This window comes from Lysinibacillus sp. UBA5994 (assembly GCF_002429725.1).
Classification (GTDB): domain Bacteria; phylum Bacillota; class Bacilli; order Bacillales_A; family Planococcaceae; genus Lysinibacillus; species Lysinibacillus capsici.
Genome location: NZ_DJAU01000014.1, coordinates 26,813 through 43,868, shown reverse-complemented (window position 1 = coordinate 43,868; position 17,056 = coordinate 26,813). Strand labels below are relative to the sequence as shown.

The following is a 17,056-nucleotide window of genomic DNA, read 5'->3' as shown; positions in this document are numbered from 1 at the left end:
TGACATGTGAATTTCCTCCTAATATGTTTGGTTTTTATCCTCCGCATTTATCATATACAACAAGCTACCCTAATCTTAGAGCACCACTTACTGCATCAAAATGCGTGTGTAGTAATAACACCATTTGCAACTATATCATAGCTTTTAACGATTCGCAACAATTTAGTGATGGAATTTCAGTAAAAGCTCGATTTCTGTTTTACCCTTTTGCAGTTGTTTAGCTATTTCCTCTGGTGATTTTCCCTGTTTTGCTAATTCTAGAGCCTGTTGTTCCACTGTCAGCAATTTTTCAGCTTCTTTTTGCTCCTCCACTTTTAGAGGTGGAGCTGTTTTCACCATTTTCGAGCTTGTATGTTGCTGACGTGAATAAGCATTTGCGACAATATTTTTAGGTACATAGATACGTGCATCTTTCTCTAAAGATAGAGAACTATCACTTTTCACCTCGTGTACTACAGGCAAAGTTGGCTGCTCCTGAGGTGTCATATATTGTTCCGTTTGCAGCAAGCTACTAGCAGCTATTTCCGACTGTGAGACACTTTGTAGCTCTTTAATAAGACGGTCATTTTCATCTTTCATTTCAGCTAAATACACACTAATGGTGTCGTCCATTTCTCTCATTAAACGTTCTTGCTTCTTTTCCAAATCTTTAAACTTTGCTAACTTTGTATTTAAAATAATAAGAAAGTAAAATGAAATTAGCTGTAAAAAGAATAGCACCGCTATTAGAATGGTTGTCATTGTAAACTCCTATCCACTAAAATCCACGAAATTCCCTTTAAACGGATGTTGTGCCTGTTTTTCTTGTTGATCCTTTTTTTTCTTTTTATGAATCCCTGTTAAATACTCACCACCTGCATCTTCATCCTCACTAATTTCATCCATACCTTCTGATGTGTTGACAATTTTTTGTTTGCGCTCTACTTCTTTTTTTAATGCTTCATTTGCATGTGCTTGTTGAGCCAATACTTGCTGCTGTGCCTGATCAACCATTTTTCCTGCTTCAAATGTTTTTGGAATAGCAATCTGTAACTCGACACCTTTTAAACTCATTGGAATCTCTCCCTCAAGGATATTTACGCATTAATCATTTCACTAGATAATAGCTTTCGTAGCTTTAATAGCGCTTTTGAATGAATTTGTGAAATACGAGAGGTTGATAGTTCAAGCATTTCACCAATCTCTGTCAAGGTTAACTCCTCCGTGTAAAATAAACTAAGAACAAGCTGTTCTTTTTCATTGAGTTTCTGAATATTTTCCGCAAGATCATCTAACAATTCTGATTTAATGATGGCTTGCTCAGGTGTTTTTGTTGTATCGTCTCGTATGACAAATGACTTGCCATCTGTTTCTTCTTGGTCCTGTTGTTCATTAATAGAAAGAACATTTGAAAAAAAATGCTCTTGCACAGTTTGATAGACATCTTCAACAGATACTTCCATATGCTCCGCAAGTTCCTCAGGTGTTACATGACGCATATATTTTTGTTCTAGTTGTTCAATTTGTGCATCTAATTTTTTGGCTTTTTCACGCGCTGACCGTGGTAACCAGTCTTCTTTTCGTAAACCATCAATGATGGCTCCTCTTACTCTAAACGAAGCATATGTATCAAATTTTAAATCTCTGTTAATGTCAAATTTATTTAATGCATCAAAAAGTCCTACCATCCCTAAGCTCGTTAAATCGTCTCGTGATACGCTTTTTGGCAGACCTGCACCAATACGTTGGACATGATAAGATACTAAAGAAATGTATTTTTTTATAAGTAAATCACCAGCATCGGGATCACGCTCATGTATCCAGCGATTCCACAGTTTTTGCTCATCGTTCAGAATTGGTTGTGTCATGAAATCCACCTCTCTAAAAAACGCTTTTTCACGCCTGTTTACTAACGACTACTTGCGCTCTTAAAATTTATCATTCAACAGGATTTCTTAGTTGTTTTTTTTAAAAATCCACATTTAAGCTAATCTAGACGTGAGCCTGAATCGTTAAAGCCCGATAAGCAGTTGCCATCTTTCCTATATTATAACAAGTATCGACTATAATTTCATTTGTTTCTCTTAGTCTCTAATATATTCCTTTGTTTTTGAAAGACATAGAAAAACTGTATCCTAATTGTGTAATGACACTTGGATACAGTTGGATATGATTAAGCTTTTACTAAGAAGCTACTGAATTCTTTTGATATAGTTTTAGCACTACTGTAAAGCAAAGAACAAATTAAACAAAAGGGCAATAATACCCAATATAAAAAAACCACTCTTTATCAATAAATTATGCTTTAAATCGAACTAGAGACAAAGTTTCCATTGAATATAGTTGCCTTACGTAGAGATCTTCGAGCAATTGCTTCAGCAGAGCAAGAAGCCTCCACAAACACCATATTTGCACTATCTCCCACTTTTGGCCATGTTTGCTCACCTTCTTGATTGAGTGGGGTTTTTCCCCCTGTAATAAATTGAAGGGTTTGGGCTAATGAGCGTTCATCTCCCCAACCTGAGCATTTTGCCAAACGACCAGCTCGTTCTAATAAATCTCCGTTACCAAATGGGGACCAAACATCAAAGATATTGTCACACCCAATTGCAACGGGTACTCCTTTACTGTGTAATAAACCAACAGGTGGAAACTTTCTACGCAGGGGGACACTCGTCACAATCGTAATACCTGCATCACGTAAGATGTCCGCCATTTCTTCTGCCTCAGAGTGTGAAACATCTCCTAGCCCAAAGGCATGGCTAATGGCTACTTTGCCTTGTAAACCAGCTTCCTTTGTTAATTGGGCTAATCTCTTCATTGTAAAAGTACCTAATTGATCTGGGTCATGCAAATGCAAGTCAATCCCTGCGTTTCCTTCAACAGCGAGTTCCACCATTTGTTGTAAGGAAGCCTCAATATCTCCATCCACAGTAGCTGGATCGACACCTCCTACAAATCCTGCCCCAAAACGTAGAGCCTCCCTTATTAAATTGGTTGCCTTTGTTCGTAATAGACCATGTTGAGGAAAGGCAACGATTTCATAAGACAACTTTCCTTCAAAATTTTGTAAAGCTTTTTAACCTCTTCTAAATTTTTCAACCCTACCTCAGGATATAAATCCACATGCGTACGTACATGTGTAACTCCAAACTGGACATAACGACTAAGTAGTTTCTCAGCGCGTTGTTGCGTAGTTGTATGTAAGGTTGGAAGTACCTCTTTTTCAATTTCACAACGTTCAAAAATATTATTCACTGGTGTGACTGCCCGCCATTTGTCGCTCAACAGAGTTTTATCCAAATGACAATGTTTTTCTATAAATGAAGGTAGTGCTAATAGCTGTTTCATATCTTTTTTTGGATAATCATCATCTAATAATAGGCTATCAGCAGAAACTATTTCTGCAATTTTCCCATCTTTAATGAATAGATGAGAACAAGCCGAGTTCGTTTTAGTAATCGTGTCGTTTTCAAAGTGATAATCTGTTTCAAGACGTACATTTGTTAACCAAAAAGTAGAATTCATTTCAGATTTATCCTTTCTTCTTCAAAAATTAAAGCTCACCCGCAACTATTTTCCCTGTAAAGAGCACCGCCACTCTTCTTGCTCTTCTTGCAACTGCTTCTGCGGAGCAAGTTGCATCTACAAACACGACATTCGCCATATCTCCAATTTTCGGCCATTGGGGCTGTCCATCCTTGTTTAAAGGTGTTATGCCTCCAGCAATATACTTTAGACTTTGACTAAGTGAACGTTCATCACTTAAGCCAAAGCGTTCAGCTAGCGTGCCTAGTTTTTCTAGGCTGTCACCTATACCAAACGGGGACCAGTGATCTGTAATACTATCTTCACCCAAAGAGATTTGAACACCTTTTTGATCTAATAACGGAATAGGAATGGTATGATCCAATGGAACAGACGAAGTAATGTCAATACCGTGATGAGCTAGTAACGCTGCCACTTCACTTGCTTCATTAGTTGAAACATCGGCTAAGGCCATGGCATGACTAATTGTCACTCGGCCATGCCAACCCGCTTCCTCCGTTAATGCAGCTAATCGTTTAAAGGTAAAAATACCAAGATGACTAGGATCATGGATATGCAAATCAACATTTGCATCAGCTTCTACCGCTAATTCCATCACCGTTTGTAAGGATTTTTCTATATTTTCATCAATCGATGCAGGGTCTACACCGCCTACTAGAGACGCTCCACTTTGCAAAGCTTCCCTTACTAAAGAAATGGATTTACTACGTAAGAGGCCATGTTGTGGGAAAGCGACAACCTCTAAATCAACTTTATCTTTGTAAGCCTCTTTAGCTCTTAAGACTGCTTCTAAATTTTTCAATCCAATAAATGGATCAATATTACAATGAGTACGAATATGTGTTGATCCTGCATGTATAAGCAAATCTAGTAATTTTTTTGCTCGTTCCTCTGCAACAGGCAATAACCCTGGCAGTAGAATCTCTTCTTCTTTTAATCTTGTAATAAGACCTTCTGTGGGAATCGAAGGAGCCTTCCATGGTCCACCAAAATAGGTTTTATCTATATGAATATGCATATCTCTAAAAGAAGGGAGCATTAAGTAACCATGTGCATCTCGCTTAGGCAAATCAGTTTTTAAAGGCTGATCTACGCTAAGAATTTGGTTTATTTCACCACTTTCTACTTGTACATTAAAAAGAGCAGTTTTTGTTCCTATAACGACCCCATTATCGTAATGATATCCTGTTTCTAATCGTACATTTGTTAGCCAATACGCTGTTGGTATCATTGATTGAACCTCCCGAAATTCATTAAAGATTGATAGCTAGATGAACCATTTGAATGGCCCTCTCCTGATGGGGTAAAGAAAGTTCATGATAGATATAATCTTGACTAGGATTACTAGCATTAAAATAATAAACTGTAGAAATTTTAGAATAGTAAATGGCACTCAAACACATAGGACAAGGTTCTGTACTTGCATACATTTCACAACCTTCTAAATTGGTCGTTTTCAGTGCGTGACAAGCTTGACGGATTGCTTGAATCTCTGCATGATTCGTCAAATCATTGGTGATTGCAACCTCATTTACACCAGAGCCAATAATCTGTCCATTTTTAACTACAATTGCACCAAAAGGAGCACCATGTTTTGTTCTTTCATTTTCTTTAGCTAACTCAAGTGCTTGTTTCATAAAGTCATGAGATCTCATGTCGTTCCCCTCCTAGAAAAAGCGAAATTCTCTTTTCTTTTTATATATTGAAATGGTCCATTTATTGGAAATATGTTACTGCCAATACATCCTCCTGTGAAAAACTAAGCACTGCCGTCTGAGGTGTTTCTCCTACAAGACCAGTAAATGGTGCCATAATCAATATCTTTTCAGTTGATAAATTCCCCGGACAAGCTACATTTTTATATTTTGGAGTTTTTAGATCTAAAGCTATTTCCTTTGTATAAATATGCTAACATGAGGACTATATATATGAATAATATAAAAATAATTAATTTCACTTAAGTTTTTCGTATACTACAAACTCCAAAGCCAAAATAAAAAAGAGTCGTTAGTCACGACTCTTACTTTTACGCATTTACTTGTTGATCTTCTTCTCGATTCATCATCGTTCTTACTACTTGTGCAATTTCCTCGGAATTTTCATCTTGAAATTCAACCGTGGAATTAGCTATTGGCACTTCTTGTTTTACGCCTTCTATTGATTCAAGTTCCTTTTCTTCTATATCGACTTCAACCGCTTCCTCATCTTCCTCTGGTGTAAACAAGATGTAAGCAATTAGAAAACGTACAATAAACATTACAAAAAATGCGATGATTGCTACAATAAAAGAGCCAATCAGGATTCGCAGAGGCGTAAATGGTTTTTGAAATGTACTAAAAAAATAAATAGAAAAGGCAATTAATGCTCCCCATAGATTGTAAAATATAGAACCAAACATTAGATTTCACTCACTCCCTGGTTAACTGTTCGGATATGTAATATCGACGTTGCAGGATTAAATTCAATCGTTCTACCACTATTTCCACCAGTATCCTCGGCCACTAAAGGGATGCCCTGCCTCTTTAATTCATTTTTGACAGCTTCTACATTACGGGGACCAATACGCATTGTATCTTTGTCGGAAGTAAATTGGAACATCTGCGCACCCCCTGCAATTTTTGCCTTGAGTTTAAATTTTTGAACGCCTTCTAACTTTAGTAAATCAATCATTGCAGCAATCCCTGAATCTGCAAATTTCGCGACATTGATTGACTCAGCTCTTCCTAAACTTGAATCTGGTAACATCACATGGATTAAACCAGCAATTTTTTTTGACTCATCATACAAAATAACACCAACACATGAACCAAGACCAGAAGTTCGAATCGTGTTAGGTAGCTTTACTACATCCATTTGTGCAATTCCCACTTTAATCACTTGTCCACTACTATTGGTTAACATATCACGAAACCCCTAATGCTTTAAAAATGGCATCAAACGAGTCAGGATCTGGTAGTAGGAAGAAATGGCCCCTCACCGTTTCATGGTCTTCCACACCTTCTTCAAAAATGGATGTATTTATCACAATAACATTATCACTGACATGAGATAATTCTATTAAACCAATGCTTATTATAGCTCCAAACATATCAACACTTAGACCTGGCACAGTTGGATAAATTTTTAAATTAGTAAAATCCGATAAGGCAGATAAATAGGAGCCCGATAAAATATTACCCATTTCTTGCATAGCTGATAAACCTAACTCTGAAACAGGTCGTTTTTTAAAGTCAAAAGAGTCATCGAAAATAAGCCGACGTATAAAGCGGTTTGCTTGTTCGATAGGTAATATAAAGAACATACTTCCCTCTGCATCACCTTCAATACGAAGGTAAATGCCAACAACTACGTTTTCTGATCCGCCAGCCAACTCCATCATATCGTTAAAGGACACCATCTCTACCTTTGGAACACGCATATCAATTTTTTTCCCAAGTAAATTGGAAAGTGCTGTCGCGGCATGCGCAGCACCGATGTTTCCAATCTCCTTTAATACATCTAAATGTAGTGATGTAATTTTTTGATTAAATGTCATTATCGATCCCTACTTTAGTGGATTTAATACTTTTTCTAAATGTAATAAGATTAATAATCGCTTCTCTACTTTAGCAACGCCTGAAATAAATTCTTCTTCAAGTGAGCCAACGACTTCTGGTTGCGGTTCAATAGCACTTGCTGGAATATCGATAACGTCGTTAGCGGAATCAACTACAAAGCCTACTTCCATATCTTCTAATGAAATAATAATAATGCGTGTTGTTTCTTCATGTTCAGAAATAGGTAATTCAAAACGTTCACGTAAATCCACAATTGGTGTGACAACACCTCGTAGATTGATTACACCTTTTACGTATTTCGCTGTTTTCGGTACACGAGTAATATGCATTAATTTCTCAATTCCTTGAACATGGGACACTGGAATTGCATATTCTTTATCTGCTAACTGAAAAACTATTACTTTAATACTTTCTTGCTCCACTGCATTTGTCATACTTTACACCTCTCTTATTCATTCACCTTATTTAATTAGTGCGTTGCAATCTACAATTAAGGCTACTTTACCATTGCCTAAGATTGTTGCTCCTGAAATGGCAAAGATATTTGTTAAGTAATTTCCTAAAGACTTCAAGACAATTTCTTGTTGGCCAATGAATGAATCCACCACTAAACCAGCAAGTTTTTCACCTTTACGGACGATCACTACTGAGTGGAATTCTTCATCTTGATGCTCTTGACGAGGTACCTCAAAGATTTCCTCTAAGAATACCAACGGCACAACTTTGCCACGGAAGTCGATTACTTTTTGATTATGCGCATTCATAATCTCTGATGAACGGATAATAGATGTTTCAATAATAGAAGATAGTGGAATTGCATAAATTTCCTTTTCAATCTCCACAAGCATAACTGAAATAATTGATAATGTCAGTGGTAATTGAATCGAGAAGATGGATCCAACATCCTGTGTTGATTCAATTGAAATATTGCCACCTAGTGATTCAATCGTTGTTTTTACAACATCTAAACCTACTCCACGACCAGATACATCTGAAATAACATCTGCAGTGGAGAAGCCTGAAGCTAGAATAAGCTCATTAATTTGTTTATCAGACATTGAATAGGATTGTTCTTGTGTAACAATACCTTTTGAAATAGCTTTCGCTAATACTTTTTCTCGATTTATGCCCGCGCCATCGTCTTCAATTTCAATAAAGACATAATTTCCGCTATGATAGGCACGCAATACGACCGTTCCTTCTTCAGGCTTGCCTTTTGCACGACGAGCAGTTGGATTCTCAATGCCATGATCCACAGAATTACGAATCAAGTGAACAAGCGGATCTCCAATTTCATCAATTACTGTACGATCTAGTTCGGTTTCAGCACCAATAATTTCAAGGTTGATTTTCTTATTTAAATCACGTGATAGTTGACGAATCATTTTCGGGAAACGATTGAAAACTGTTTCTACAGGTACCATTCGCATTGTTAAAATAATAGTTTGCAAATCACCCATCACACGACTCATACGCTCTACTGTTTCATTTAGTTCGCCATGATTTACTTCAGTAGAGATAGATTGCAATCGACCACGATCAATGACAAGCTCTTCAAACAAGTTCATTAAAATATCTAGACGTTCAATATTTACACGAATTGTTTTATTACCTACAGGTGCATGATTTTTGTCAGCCTTGGAAGGTGTAGCTTCTTTAGCAGGTTTTGCAACAGGCTCGGCTTTAGCAGCAGGCGTATTTGTTGGTATTGCGGCTACCTCAGCCACTGCTGTTGCAGTTGCTGCTACTTCTTGGTGCGCTTCAAATACTTTTTCACTAAATTTCCTTTGGTCAATTGTAGTCACAATAACCCCATCAACTTCAGAAACTTTCATTAGCTTTTTCTGCATATCCTCAGCTGTTGTTTTTGTGACAAAAGCTACATAAAATTGTTGATCAAACTGCTCATCTTCTAGCTTTTCAACAGATGGACTTGATTTAATGACATCCCCATCTTTTTCTAAAATCTCAAACACCATAAATACACGCGCTGCCTTAAGAAGGCAATCCTCACGTAATGTTACTGAAATTTCAAAAGCATTAAAGCCTTGTTCAGCCGATTGTGTAATGACTGTTTGTTCAAACGAATCATATTCTAATACACTTTCAACAACCGGTGCAGCAACCGTTGCTACCACCTCTGGTATTACTTCCTCACCTAGTTCTATACGCTTTAGTTGTGCGACAGTTGAGGAAACATCACGCTTACCATCTCCACCGTTAGCAATATCCATTACCATTTCTTCTAAATGATCAACAGATTCAAATACGACATCTAAAATTTCAGGTGTAACATGAATCTTCTCGTTACGGATGGCATCTAAAACATTCTCCATTTTATGGGTTAAATCTGCTAAATCTTCGAAGCCCATTGTGGCAGACATACCTTTTAATGTGTGTGCAGAGCGGAATATTTCCCCAACAATTGCCAAATCGTCTGGATTTTTTTCTAATTCTAATAAATGTTCACTACACGCTTGTAAATGCTCTTTACTTTCTTCAATAAACATCTCTAAATATTGATTGACTTCCATAAGAGGACACCCCTTTTAAGGCAAATATTTCATTATTGTTTGTGCAATATCATCTACATCTGCAACCTCATCAACAAGTTGCGTTTCTACTGCTGCTTTTGGCATACCATATACAATGCAAGTTTCTGCTGATTCTGCAATAGCAATGACATTGCCAGTATTTTTTAATGCTTTTAGACCATTAGAGCCATCATGACCCATACCTGTCATAATCACTGCTACTTTATCAAAATCTTTATATTGACTAACATCTTCGAACATTACATCTACAGAAGGTCGGTGGCCAGATCTTGGTGCTTCTTGATTATCAAGAACAATGCCAAAAGTTGTCCCTACTTTTCTAAGTTTTAAATGATATCCACCTGGTGCAATATAAGCTACTCCATTTTGCAAAATATCGCCCTGTTCAGCTTCTTTAACAGAAATTTCACTTAGCTGATCAAGTCGGTTAGCAAGCGATTTAGTAAATCCAGCAGGCATATGCTGTACAATTAATATAGGAGCTTGAATAGACTTAGGAATTTTAGTAACAACCTCCTGAAGTGCGCGAGGTCCTCCTGTTGATGTGCCAATTAACACAATCTTCTTTCCTATTTTACTCCATTCTACCATTGGTTTAGTTACGGCTACCTTAGTAGAAACAACATTAGTAGACGTATTTGTTCGTCCATGCTGTTGTGGTTCCTTTATTACGGTACTCACCCTTGTCACTTGTTCTTGTTGTCGTTTACTACCAGAAGGTTTTTTCAATTTGGAAATTGGCACCGTTGCAGCTTGTTCCACTTTGTGCACAAGTTCATTTTGAATTTTATGTAAATCAAGGGAGATGGTCCCGCTCGGCTTGGCAACAAAATCTACTGCCCCGCCCTCAATTGCAGCAATTGCATTTTCTGTCCCACGTTGAGTGGTACTTGAGAGCATTACTACAGGAACTGGACATTGTATCATAATTTCTTTTAAAGCATCGAGCCCATTCATTTCAGGCATCTCAATATCCATTGTCACAACGTTTGGCTTCAACGATTGTATCTTTTTGATCGCATCTTTTCCATTTCGAGCTGTTCCAACTACTTCCACCTTCGAGTTGCCAACAAAAAAGTCACTAATTAGCTTTCTCATAAAAGCAGAATCATCCACAACTAAAAGCTTGCTTTTATGCAAAAAGTCCAATTAATCACGCCCTTTCGAGAAAATACTTCTAAGTTTCGTTAAAAATTTTTTCGTTGTTTGATCATGTGCATGTATTTCCCCCGCACGTTGCTCCATAAAACGAACGACTATAAGTTGCAATGTCTTTGATATTAATGCGTCTGGATAAGCAAGTGAGAATGGCACTTGCTCGCGCACTGCCTTACGCACAACAGGGTCTTCAGGTAATGAACCAAGAATGATCGTTTCTTTGTCTAAAAAACGTTTCATTGTTAACTGTAAACGTTCATTCGTTTCTATTCCTTCTTCTTTACTGAAAGCGCGGTTACAGAGAATATAAAACTGCTTATCTGGATCTCGAACATGAATATATTTCATCATGGAGTACGCATCTGTAATAGAAGTAGGTTCCGCTGTTGAAATGACGATAATTTCATCAATAGATGTGAGTAAATCTAACGACCAATTAGTAGCACCAGCGCCCATATCAAATAAAATATAATCATAGTTTTTTTGAAGTTCTTCAAATGCTTGAATAAGTCGTTCAAACATACTATGAGACCAATCAAGCACACTCGTCATACCTGACCCACCTGAAATATACCTTAAATCGTAAGGCCCTTCAAATATTACCTCATCTAGTAGCTTATTTCCTTCTAAGTAATCTTTTAAACTATAAGAAGCATTTTTCCCAATTAAGATATGGATATTCCCCATCCCAATATCCATGTCTACAATGACAACTCTTTTTCCCTTTTGGGCTAAAGTCATGGCAAAGTTCATTGTGAAGTTACTCTTACCTACTCCACCTTTGCCACTTACAACTGCAATCGCTCTACCTAGTTCGCCTTGCTGTTTCATCATTTTTAAGCGTAATGCTTCAGCTTGGTCTCTCATTTTTCTTCACCTTGAAAAAACAAATTAAGTACTGCTTCTAAATCAGCTTCTTCAATATCTTCTGGTACTTCTTGACCATTCGTATAGTAAGCAAGTCCTTTATTATATTTAATCATTAAATTGATCATTGTGCCAATAGAATTTGTTTCATCAATTTTTGTAAAAATAAATTTTTGAATTGGTAATTGCTTAAATTGATCTACAATATTCTCCATATCCCTTTCTTTCGTTGTCATTGCAAGCACTAAATAAGATTCTGCATGATCATCGAATTTTATGAGGCGTTGGAGATCATCAACATACTTGACTTCTTTATAATTTCGACCAGCTGTATCAATAAAAACCAAATCTAAATGTGATAATCTCTGGATTGCTTGTTCAAAATCTGTTGCATTGTAAGCAATTTCTACAGGAGCTTGTAAAAGACCAGCATATGTCTTGAGCTGCTCTATTGCCGCAATCCGATAAGTATCTGTCGTAATAAAGCCAATCTTTTTCTTTTTTTCTAACACAGCTCTAGCAGCCATTTTGGCAATGGTTGTAGTCTTTCCAACCCCTGTTGGCCCTAAAATGTTTATATATTTTCTTTCGTAGGATAATCCTCCGACTGGAAGTACTTCTAGCTTCTTACGTAGTAAATTTTTTGCTATCAATTTACATTGTGAAAAATTTATTTCGGATGCTTCTTTAAAATGCATAAAAAGCTCATCACCTATCGTTGTGATGAGCTCTTCACTTAGCTCTTGCTGTCTTAAGTATTCAATGAAGGGTAAGAGTTCATCGGGATATTGAGCTTGGGTAGTCTTTTTATGCATCGATTGCATTAATGATTTTAAATCAGCAATTTCTTTTCTCAATTCTTCTGACATGCTAGCGTCCTCATGTACTGCTGCTACATCAAGGGGTGGTTCCTGATGCATTTTTGCTTGAATAGCATTTGTAATCTCTTGTAACCTTGCATTTTCTTTTTTTACTACAGGCAGTACAGCTGGTGTTGGAACTGAAGCCACTTGCTGGGGCTCCATTGCATCAATACCCGCAACCACTTCAAAACTTTTCTTTTTTATCATGCCAAAAAATTTCTTTGTGATGACGACTTTTGAATTTAAAATGACTGCGTCCTCACCTAATTCTGCTCGCACTTGCTTCATCGCCTCTGGTATGGATGATGCATAATACTTTTTCATTTTCATTGAACATTCACCACCCCAACACTTTGAATTTCAACCGAAGCATCCAATTCATTATAGGATAGAACCGGAATTTGTGGGAAATAACGCTCCGTTAGTTGTCGTAAATACATCCGAACGGCTGGCGAGCATAATATAATAGCTGATTGCTCCATAAACGAAACACGCTCTACTTCCGCTGCAATAGTTTCTAATACTGTTTGAGAATCTTGTGGGTCCATAGCTAAATAATTACCGTGATCCGTTTGTTGGATACTATCAGCAATCATTTTTTCTACTTTACCTGAAACCGTAATCACCTTTAATACTGAACTATCCCCAACATATTGCGCTGTAATTTGACGAGCTAAAGCTTGACGCACATATTCAGCTAAGATATCTGTATCACTCGTTAATTTTGCATAGTCTGCAAGTGTCTCAAAAATAATAGGTAAGTTACGCACTGATACATTCTCTCGCAGAAGCTTACCCAGTACCTTTTGGATTTCTCCAGTAGATAAAGGTGCAGGTGTTAATTCTTCTACTAAAATTGGATGGGATTCGCGTAAGTGATCGATTAACTGCTTTGTCTCTTGACGGCCTAATAACTCATGAGCATTTGCTCGAATTATTTCAGTTAAATGTGTTGACACCACACTTGGTGGGTCCACAACTGTATAACCATACATTTCCGCATCCTCTTTTACTTGCTCTGTAATCCATTTAGCTGGTAATCCAAATGATGGCTCGACAGTATCAATACCCTCAATAGAATCATCGTCTCCAGGGCTCATCGCTAAATAATGATCTAGTAAAAGTTCGCCTCGTGCCATTTCGTTCCCTTTTATTTTAATTCGATATTCATTTGGTTGAAGCTGAATATTGTCTCGAATACGGACTACTGGGATCACGATACCTAACTCCAAAGCAAGCTGTCGACGAATCATGATAACACGGTCTAATAAATCCCCACCTTGAGCGGCATCTACTAAGGGAATTAATCCATAACCAAATTCGAATTCAATTGGGTCCACATTTAATAAATTCACAACATTCTCAGGGCTCTTCATGCCGTCAGTAGCCACTTCTTCTTCAATCTCCTGTAATTCTTCTTCATCCTCTGGCTTCTTACGTTCCATCATATAAGCTCCCGCAATTAATGAAAGACCTATTGGCAGCGTTACCCAGTTTGGTATTGGCGTAAATAGCCCTAGTAATACAATGGTACCTCCTGCTACATAAAGCAGCTTAGCTTGAGCAAACAATTGGCCTGTAATGTCTTGACCAAGACTACCTTTAGAAGAGGCTCGTGTTACGACAATCCCTGTAGCAGTCGAAATAAGCAAGGCAGGAATTTGGGATACAATACCGTCCCCAACTGTTAGTTTCGAAAAATGTGTTGCTGCTTCTGCAAATGGAAGCCCCATTTGTACAACGCCAATGATGATACCAAATAATAGATTGATAATAACCATTACCATTGAAGCGATGGCATCCCCTTTTACAAATTTCGTGGCACCATCCATTGCACCGTAAAAGTCCGCTTCCCCTGCAACTTTTTCACGTCGCTCGCGCGCTTCTTTTTCGGAAATAATCCCCGCATTCAAGTCAGCATCAATACTCATTTGTTTACCTGGCATCGCATCAAGTGTGAAACGTGCCGCTACTTCTGCTACTCGTTCTGCACCTTTTGTAATTACAATAAACTGAATTAACACTAAAATTAAGAAGACGACTAAACCAACAAGTATATTTCCTCCAACTACGAAATCACCAAAAGTTTCAACGACCGAACCTGCATCTCCATTTGCTAAGATGGCACGAGTAGTGGAAACACTTAGTCCTAATCGGAACAAAGTTAATAGTAAAATTACCGAAGGAAAAATGGAAAAATCCAATGCTTCTTTCATACTCATTGCTGTGAGCAGTACAATTAATCCTAATGTAATATTAATGACAATTAAAAAACTTAACATCCACGGAGGAAGAGGGATGATGAGCATCGCAACGATTAAAATAACCGCACCTAAAACCCCAATATCGCGAACTTTCATTTGTGTCCCTCCTACAAAAAGCCTTAAATTTTTCGCTTAATACGGTAAACATAAGCGAGTATCTCTGCTACTGCTTTGAAAAATTCTTCTGGTACCTGATCGCCTATTTCTACCTGGTCATACATAGCTCGTGCTAAAGGTCGATTTTCAACCATTATTACATCATGTTCTTTGGCGATCAGTTTAATTTTTTGAGCAATAAAGTCTGTCCCCTTCGCAATAACACGAGGAGCATCCATACTGTCCTCATTATATTTGAGGGCAATTGCATAGTGAGTAGGGTTGGTAATAACTACATCCGCACTCGGAACCTCTGACATCATACGTCTCATCGCCATCTCACGTTGGCGTTGTTTGATTTTTGATTTGATTAGGGGGTCACCCTCACTATTTTTATATTCATCTTTAATATCTTGCTTAGACATTTTAAGATTTTTTTCATACTCATGTTTTTGATACATCCAGTCTAAAACGGATACACAAAGTAATACTAAAGAAGCTGCTATACCCATAATACCAACAAGCTTCCCTACCGTAATGAGAGTCATCCATGGACTTTTAAACGATAACGCCAAAACTTCTGGTAAGTTTGACCAAATAATAATTGTTGTAACACTTCCGATAAAACCAATCTTTAAAACAGACTTTATTAACTCCACAATGGCTTTGACAGAAAATATCTTTTTTAACCCTTTAATAGGGTCCATCTTTTTCAAATCAAACTTCATTGGCTCTAACGTAAAAAGAAAACCAAATTGCAAAAAGTTACCTGCAAGTGCTCCGACAAATGCAATTGCCATAATGGGCACAATGATAAAAGCCATTTGAATCAAAGTTTCTGTAAATAGGTGCATCACACTATCAATAGTCAGTGATTCGATGCGTATGTTATGAATAAAGGTTTGCCTGAAAAAAGCTAATAGCTCGTCACGCAAAGAGCCTGCAAAGAAAAACAAAAAGATAAATACCATTAACATTACAATGGCGCTAGAAATATCTTGACTCTTGACAACTTGCCCTTTTTTCCGAGCATCCTGTCGTTTCTTAGGGGTTGCCTTTTCTGTTTTTTCACCCGCAAAAAATTGTAGCTCTAAATTCAGTAGTAGTCTCATATTATCCACCACCTAAAATGGCCATTAAATCACGCATCCCATAAATCATAATCGTAATAAGCTTTTGAATAACTTGAATCATAACGGCCATCATTGTAAATAACACTAAAAAACTAACACCAATTTTAATAGGAAAACCGACAACAAATATGTTTAATTGCGGTACTGTTTTTGCAGTGATCCCTAAAGCTAAATCGACCAAGAATAAGGTCGCTACAACAGGAGCAGCCATCTGGAATGCTATGGCAAAAACTGCTGTGAAAGTTGTGATAATAAATTGAGGAAAGTTTTCATTCATAAAACTAGGGAATTGATCCATCGGGAAAAATTGATAGCTGTAGTAGATTCCATTAAGAATCATATGATGGCCATCAATCGCTAACAATAAAAGCAGTGCTAGCATATTAAAAAACTGACCGATTAATGGACTTTGAGCACCTGTTTGCGGGTCAATTATATTAGCAATGGCAAAACCCATTTGAAAATCGATAAAGCTTCCTGCAATTTGAATTGCGGACATGATGATATAGCCCATTAGACCGAGTAATAGTCCAACTAGTGCTTCTTTCACCACTAATAATATGTAATCATCATTGAATGCAAATGGCTCAACATCAATTGTATAGTACATCATCCAAGCTAAAACCAGTGCGAGAGTAATTTTGACTTGAGGTGGAATGGTTCTATAGGAAAAAAAAGGAACCGTAGCAAAAAAGGCTGAGACACGTACAAGTACTAATAAGAAAACCGTTAAATGCGGAATTAATTCATTCATGTACTCACCCTATATAACGAGTTAAATTCTCGAATATGTCTCTCGCATAGCTTGTAACTTGAGATAGCATCCAAGGGCCAAAGAATACGATGGCCACTAAGACAGCAATAATTTTTGGTACAAATGCTAACGTTTGCTCTTGTATCGAAGTTGTGGCTTGAAAGATACTTACCGCTAAACCCGAGATTAAAGCAACTAATAGTAGCGGACCGCTTGTTAGAAGGATAATCATTATAGCACGCTCTGCAATGGAAATAACCAACTCACCTGTCATACTGTAT

17 protein-coding genes and 1 pseudogene are annotated in these 17,056 nt (G+C 37.3%); all 18 read right to left on the bottom strand.

The features are described from left to right. Positions 1 to 162 precede the first annotated feature (162 nt). The 18 genes and pseudogenes from B3D98_RS05010 to fliQ all read right to left on the bottom strand — a co-directional run bounded on the left by B3D98_RS05010 (position 163) and on the right by fliQ (position 17,049). Positions 163 to 741 (bottom strand): hypothetical protein, encoded by a 579-nt coding sequence (locus B3D98_RS05010; protein ID WP_054550526.1) that lies wholly within the window; start codon positions 739 to 741, stop codon positions 163 to 165. 9 nt (positions 742 to 750) lie between these two features. Continuing rightward, positions 751 to 1,053, bottom strand: coding sequence for a hypothetical protein (locus B3D98_RS05005; RefSeq protein ID WP_048391575.1), 303 nt, complete (start codon positions 1,051 to 1,053; stop codon positions 751 to 753). A 23-nt stretch (positions 1,054 to 1,076) separates the two neighbouring features. Further along, entirely contained in the window at positions 1,077 to 1,847 is a 771-nt protein-coding gene (locus B3D98_RS05000; RefSeq protein ID WP_036080567.1) for a FliA/WhiG family RNA polymerase sigma factor, read from the bottom strand. Between the two features lie 437 nt (positions 1,848 to 2,284). Then, positions 2,285 to 3,507, bottom strand: a pseudogene (locus B3D98_RS04995) (amidohydrolase). Positions 3,508 to 3,535: 28 nt separating this feature from the next. Continuing rightward, complete coding sequence (locus tag B3D98_RS04990; protein WP_288581236.1) at positions 3,536 to 4,759, bottom strand: amidohydrolase; 1,224 nt, start codon at positions 4,757 to 4,759, stop codon at positions 3,536 to 3,538. A 22-nt stretch (positions 4,760 to 4,781) separates the two neighbouring features. After that, positions 4,782 to 5,183: a nucleoside deaminase gene (locus B3D98_RS04985; protein ID WP_054550523.1), complete on the bottom strand. Its 402-nt coding sequence runs from the start codon at positions 5,181 to 5,183 to the stop codon at positions 4,782 to 4,784. A 371-nt stretch (positions 5,184 to 5,554) separates the two neighbouring features. Continuing rightward, the gene (locus B3D98_RS04980) at positions 5,555 to 5,926 is read right to left on the bottom strand and encodes a hypothetical protein (RefSeq protein WP_054550522.1); all 372 of its coding nucleotides are present in this window, start codon (positions 5,924 to 5,926) and stop codon (positions 5,555 to 5,557) included. After that, on the bottom strand, positions 5,926 to 6,429 hold the full coding sequence (locus B3D98_RS04975; RefSeq protein ID WP_004269269.1) for a chemotaxis protein CheD: 504 nt from the start codon (positions 6,427 to 6,429) through the stop codon (positions 5,926 to 5,928). The genes B3D98_RS04980 and B3D98_RS04975 overlap by 1 nt, the downstream gene beginning before the upstream one ends. A gap of 1 nt (position 6,430) precedes the next feature. Then, positions 6,431 to 7,063, bottom strand: a complete 633-nt coding sequence (locus B3D98_RS04970; RefSeq protein ID WP_004269270.1) for a chemotaxis protein CheC — start codon at positions 7,061 to 7,063, stop codon at positions 6,431 to 6,433. A 9-nt stretch (positions 7,064 to 7,072) separates the two neighbouring features. After that, complete coding sequence (locus B3D98_RS04965; RefSeq protein ID WP_004269272.1) at positions 7,073 to 7,519, bottom strand: chemotaxis protein CheW; 447 nt, start codon at positions 7,517 to 7,519, stop codon at positions 7,073 to 7,075. Between the two features lie 27 nt (positions 7,520 to 7,546). Next, positions 7,547 to 9,619: a chemotaxis protein CheA gene (locus tag B3D98_RS04960; RefSeq protein ID WP_103117587.1), complete on the bottom strand. Its 2,073-nt coding sequence runs from the start codon at positions 9,617 to 9,619 to the stop codon at positions 7,547 to 7,549. A 15-nt stretch (positions 9,620 to 9,634) separates the two neighbouring features. Further along, positions 9,635 to 10,789, bottom strand: a complete 1,155-nt coding sequence (locus B3D98_RS04955) for a protein-glutamate methylesterase/protein-glutamine glutaminase (RefSeq protein WP_081011047.1) — start codon at positions 10,787 to 10,789, stop codon at positions 9,635 to 9,637. Continuing rightward, on the bottom strand, positions 10,790 to 11,665 hold the full coding sequence (locus B3D98_RS04950) for a MinD/ParA family protein (RefSeq protein WP_066037807.1): 876 nt from the start codon (positions 11,663 to 11,665) through the stop codon (positions 10,790 to 10,792). Continuing rightward, a complete protein-coding gene (flhF, locus tag B3D98_RS04945; RefSeq protein WP_115673189.1) occupies positions 11,662 to 12,858 on the bottom strand; it encodes a flagellar biosynthesis protein FlhF in 1,197 nt (398 codons plus the stop codon). Before flhF ends, B3D98_RS04950 begins: the two co-directional genes overlap by 4 nt. Continuing rightward, on the bottom strand, positions 12,855 to 14,888 hold the full coding sequence (gene flhA, locus B3D98_RS04940; protein ID WP_036080453.1) for a flagellar biosynthesis protein FlhA: 2,034 nt from the start codon (positions 14,886 to 14,888) through the stop codon (positions 12,855 to 12,857). Before flhA ends, flhF begins: the two co-directional genes overlap by 4 nt. A gap of 23 nt (positions 14,889 to 14,911) precedes the next feature. Next, complete coding sequence (gene flhB / locus B3D98_RS04935; RefSeq protein WP_048391594.1) at positions 14,912 to 16,000, bottom strand: flagellar biosynthesis protein FlhB; 1,089 nt, start codon at positions 15,998 to 16,000, stop codon at positions 14,912 to 14,914. Position 16,001: 1 nt separating this feature from the next. Beyond that, positions 16,002 to 16,775, bottom strand: coding sequence for a flagellar biosynthetic protein FliR (gene fliR / locus B3D98_RS04930; RefSeq protein ID WP_048391595.1), 774 nt, complete (start codon positions 16,773 to 16,775; stop codon positions 16,002 to 16,004). Between the two features lie 4 nt (positions 16,776 to 16,779). Continuing rightward, the gene (gene fliQ / locus B3D98_RS04925) at positions 16,780 to 17,049 is read right to left on the bottom strand and encodes a flagellar biosynthesis protein FliQ (RefSeq protein WP_004269285.1); all 270 of its coding nucleotides are present in this window, start codon (positions 17,047 to 17,049) and stop codon (positions 16,780 to 16,782) included. Positions 17,050 to 17,056 lie beyond the last annotated feature (7 nt).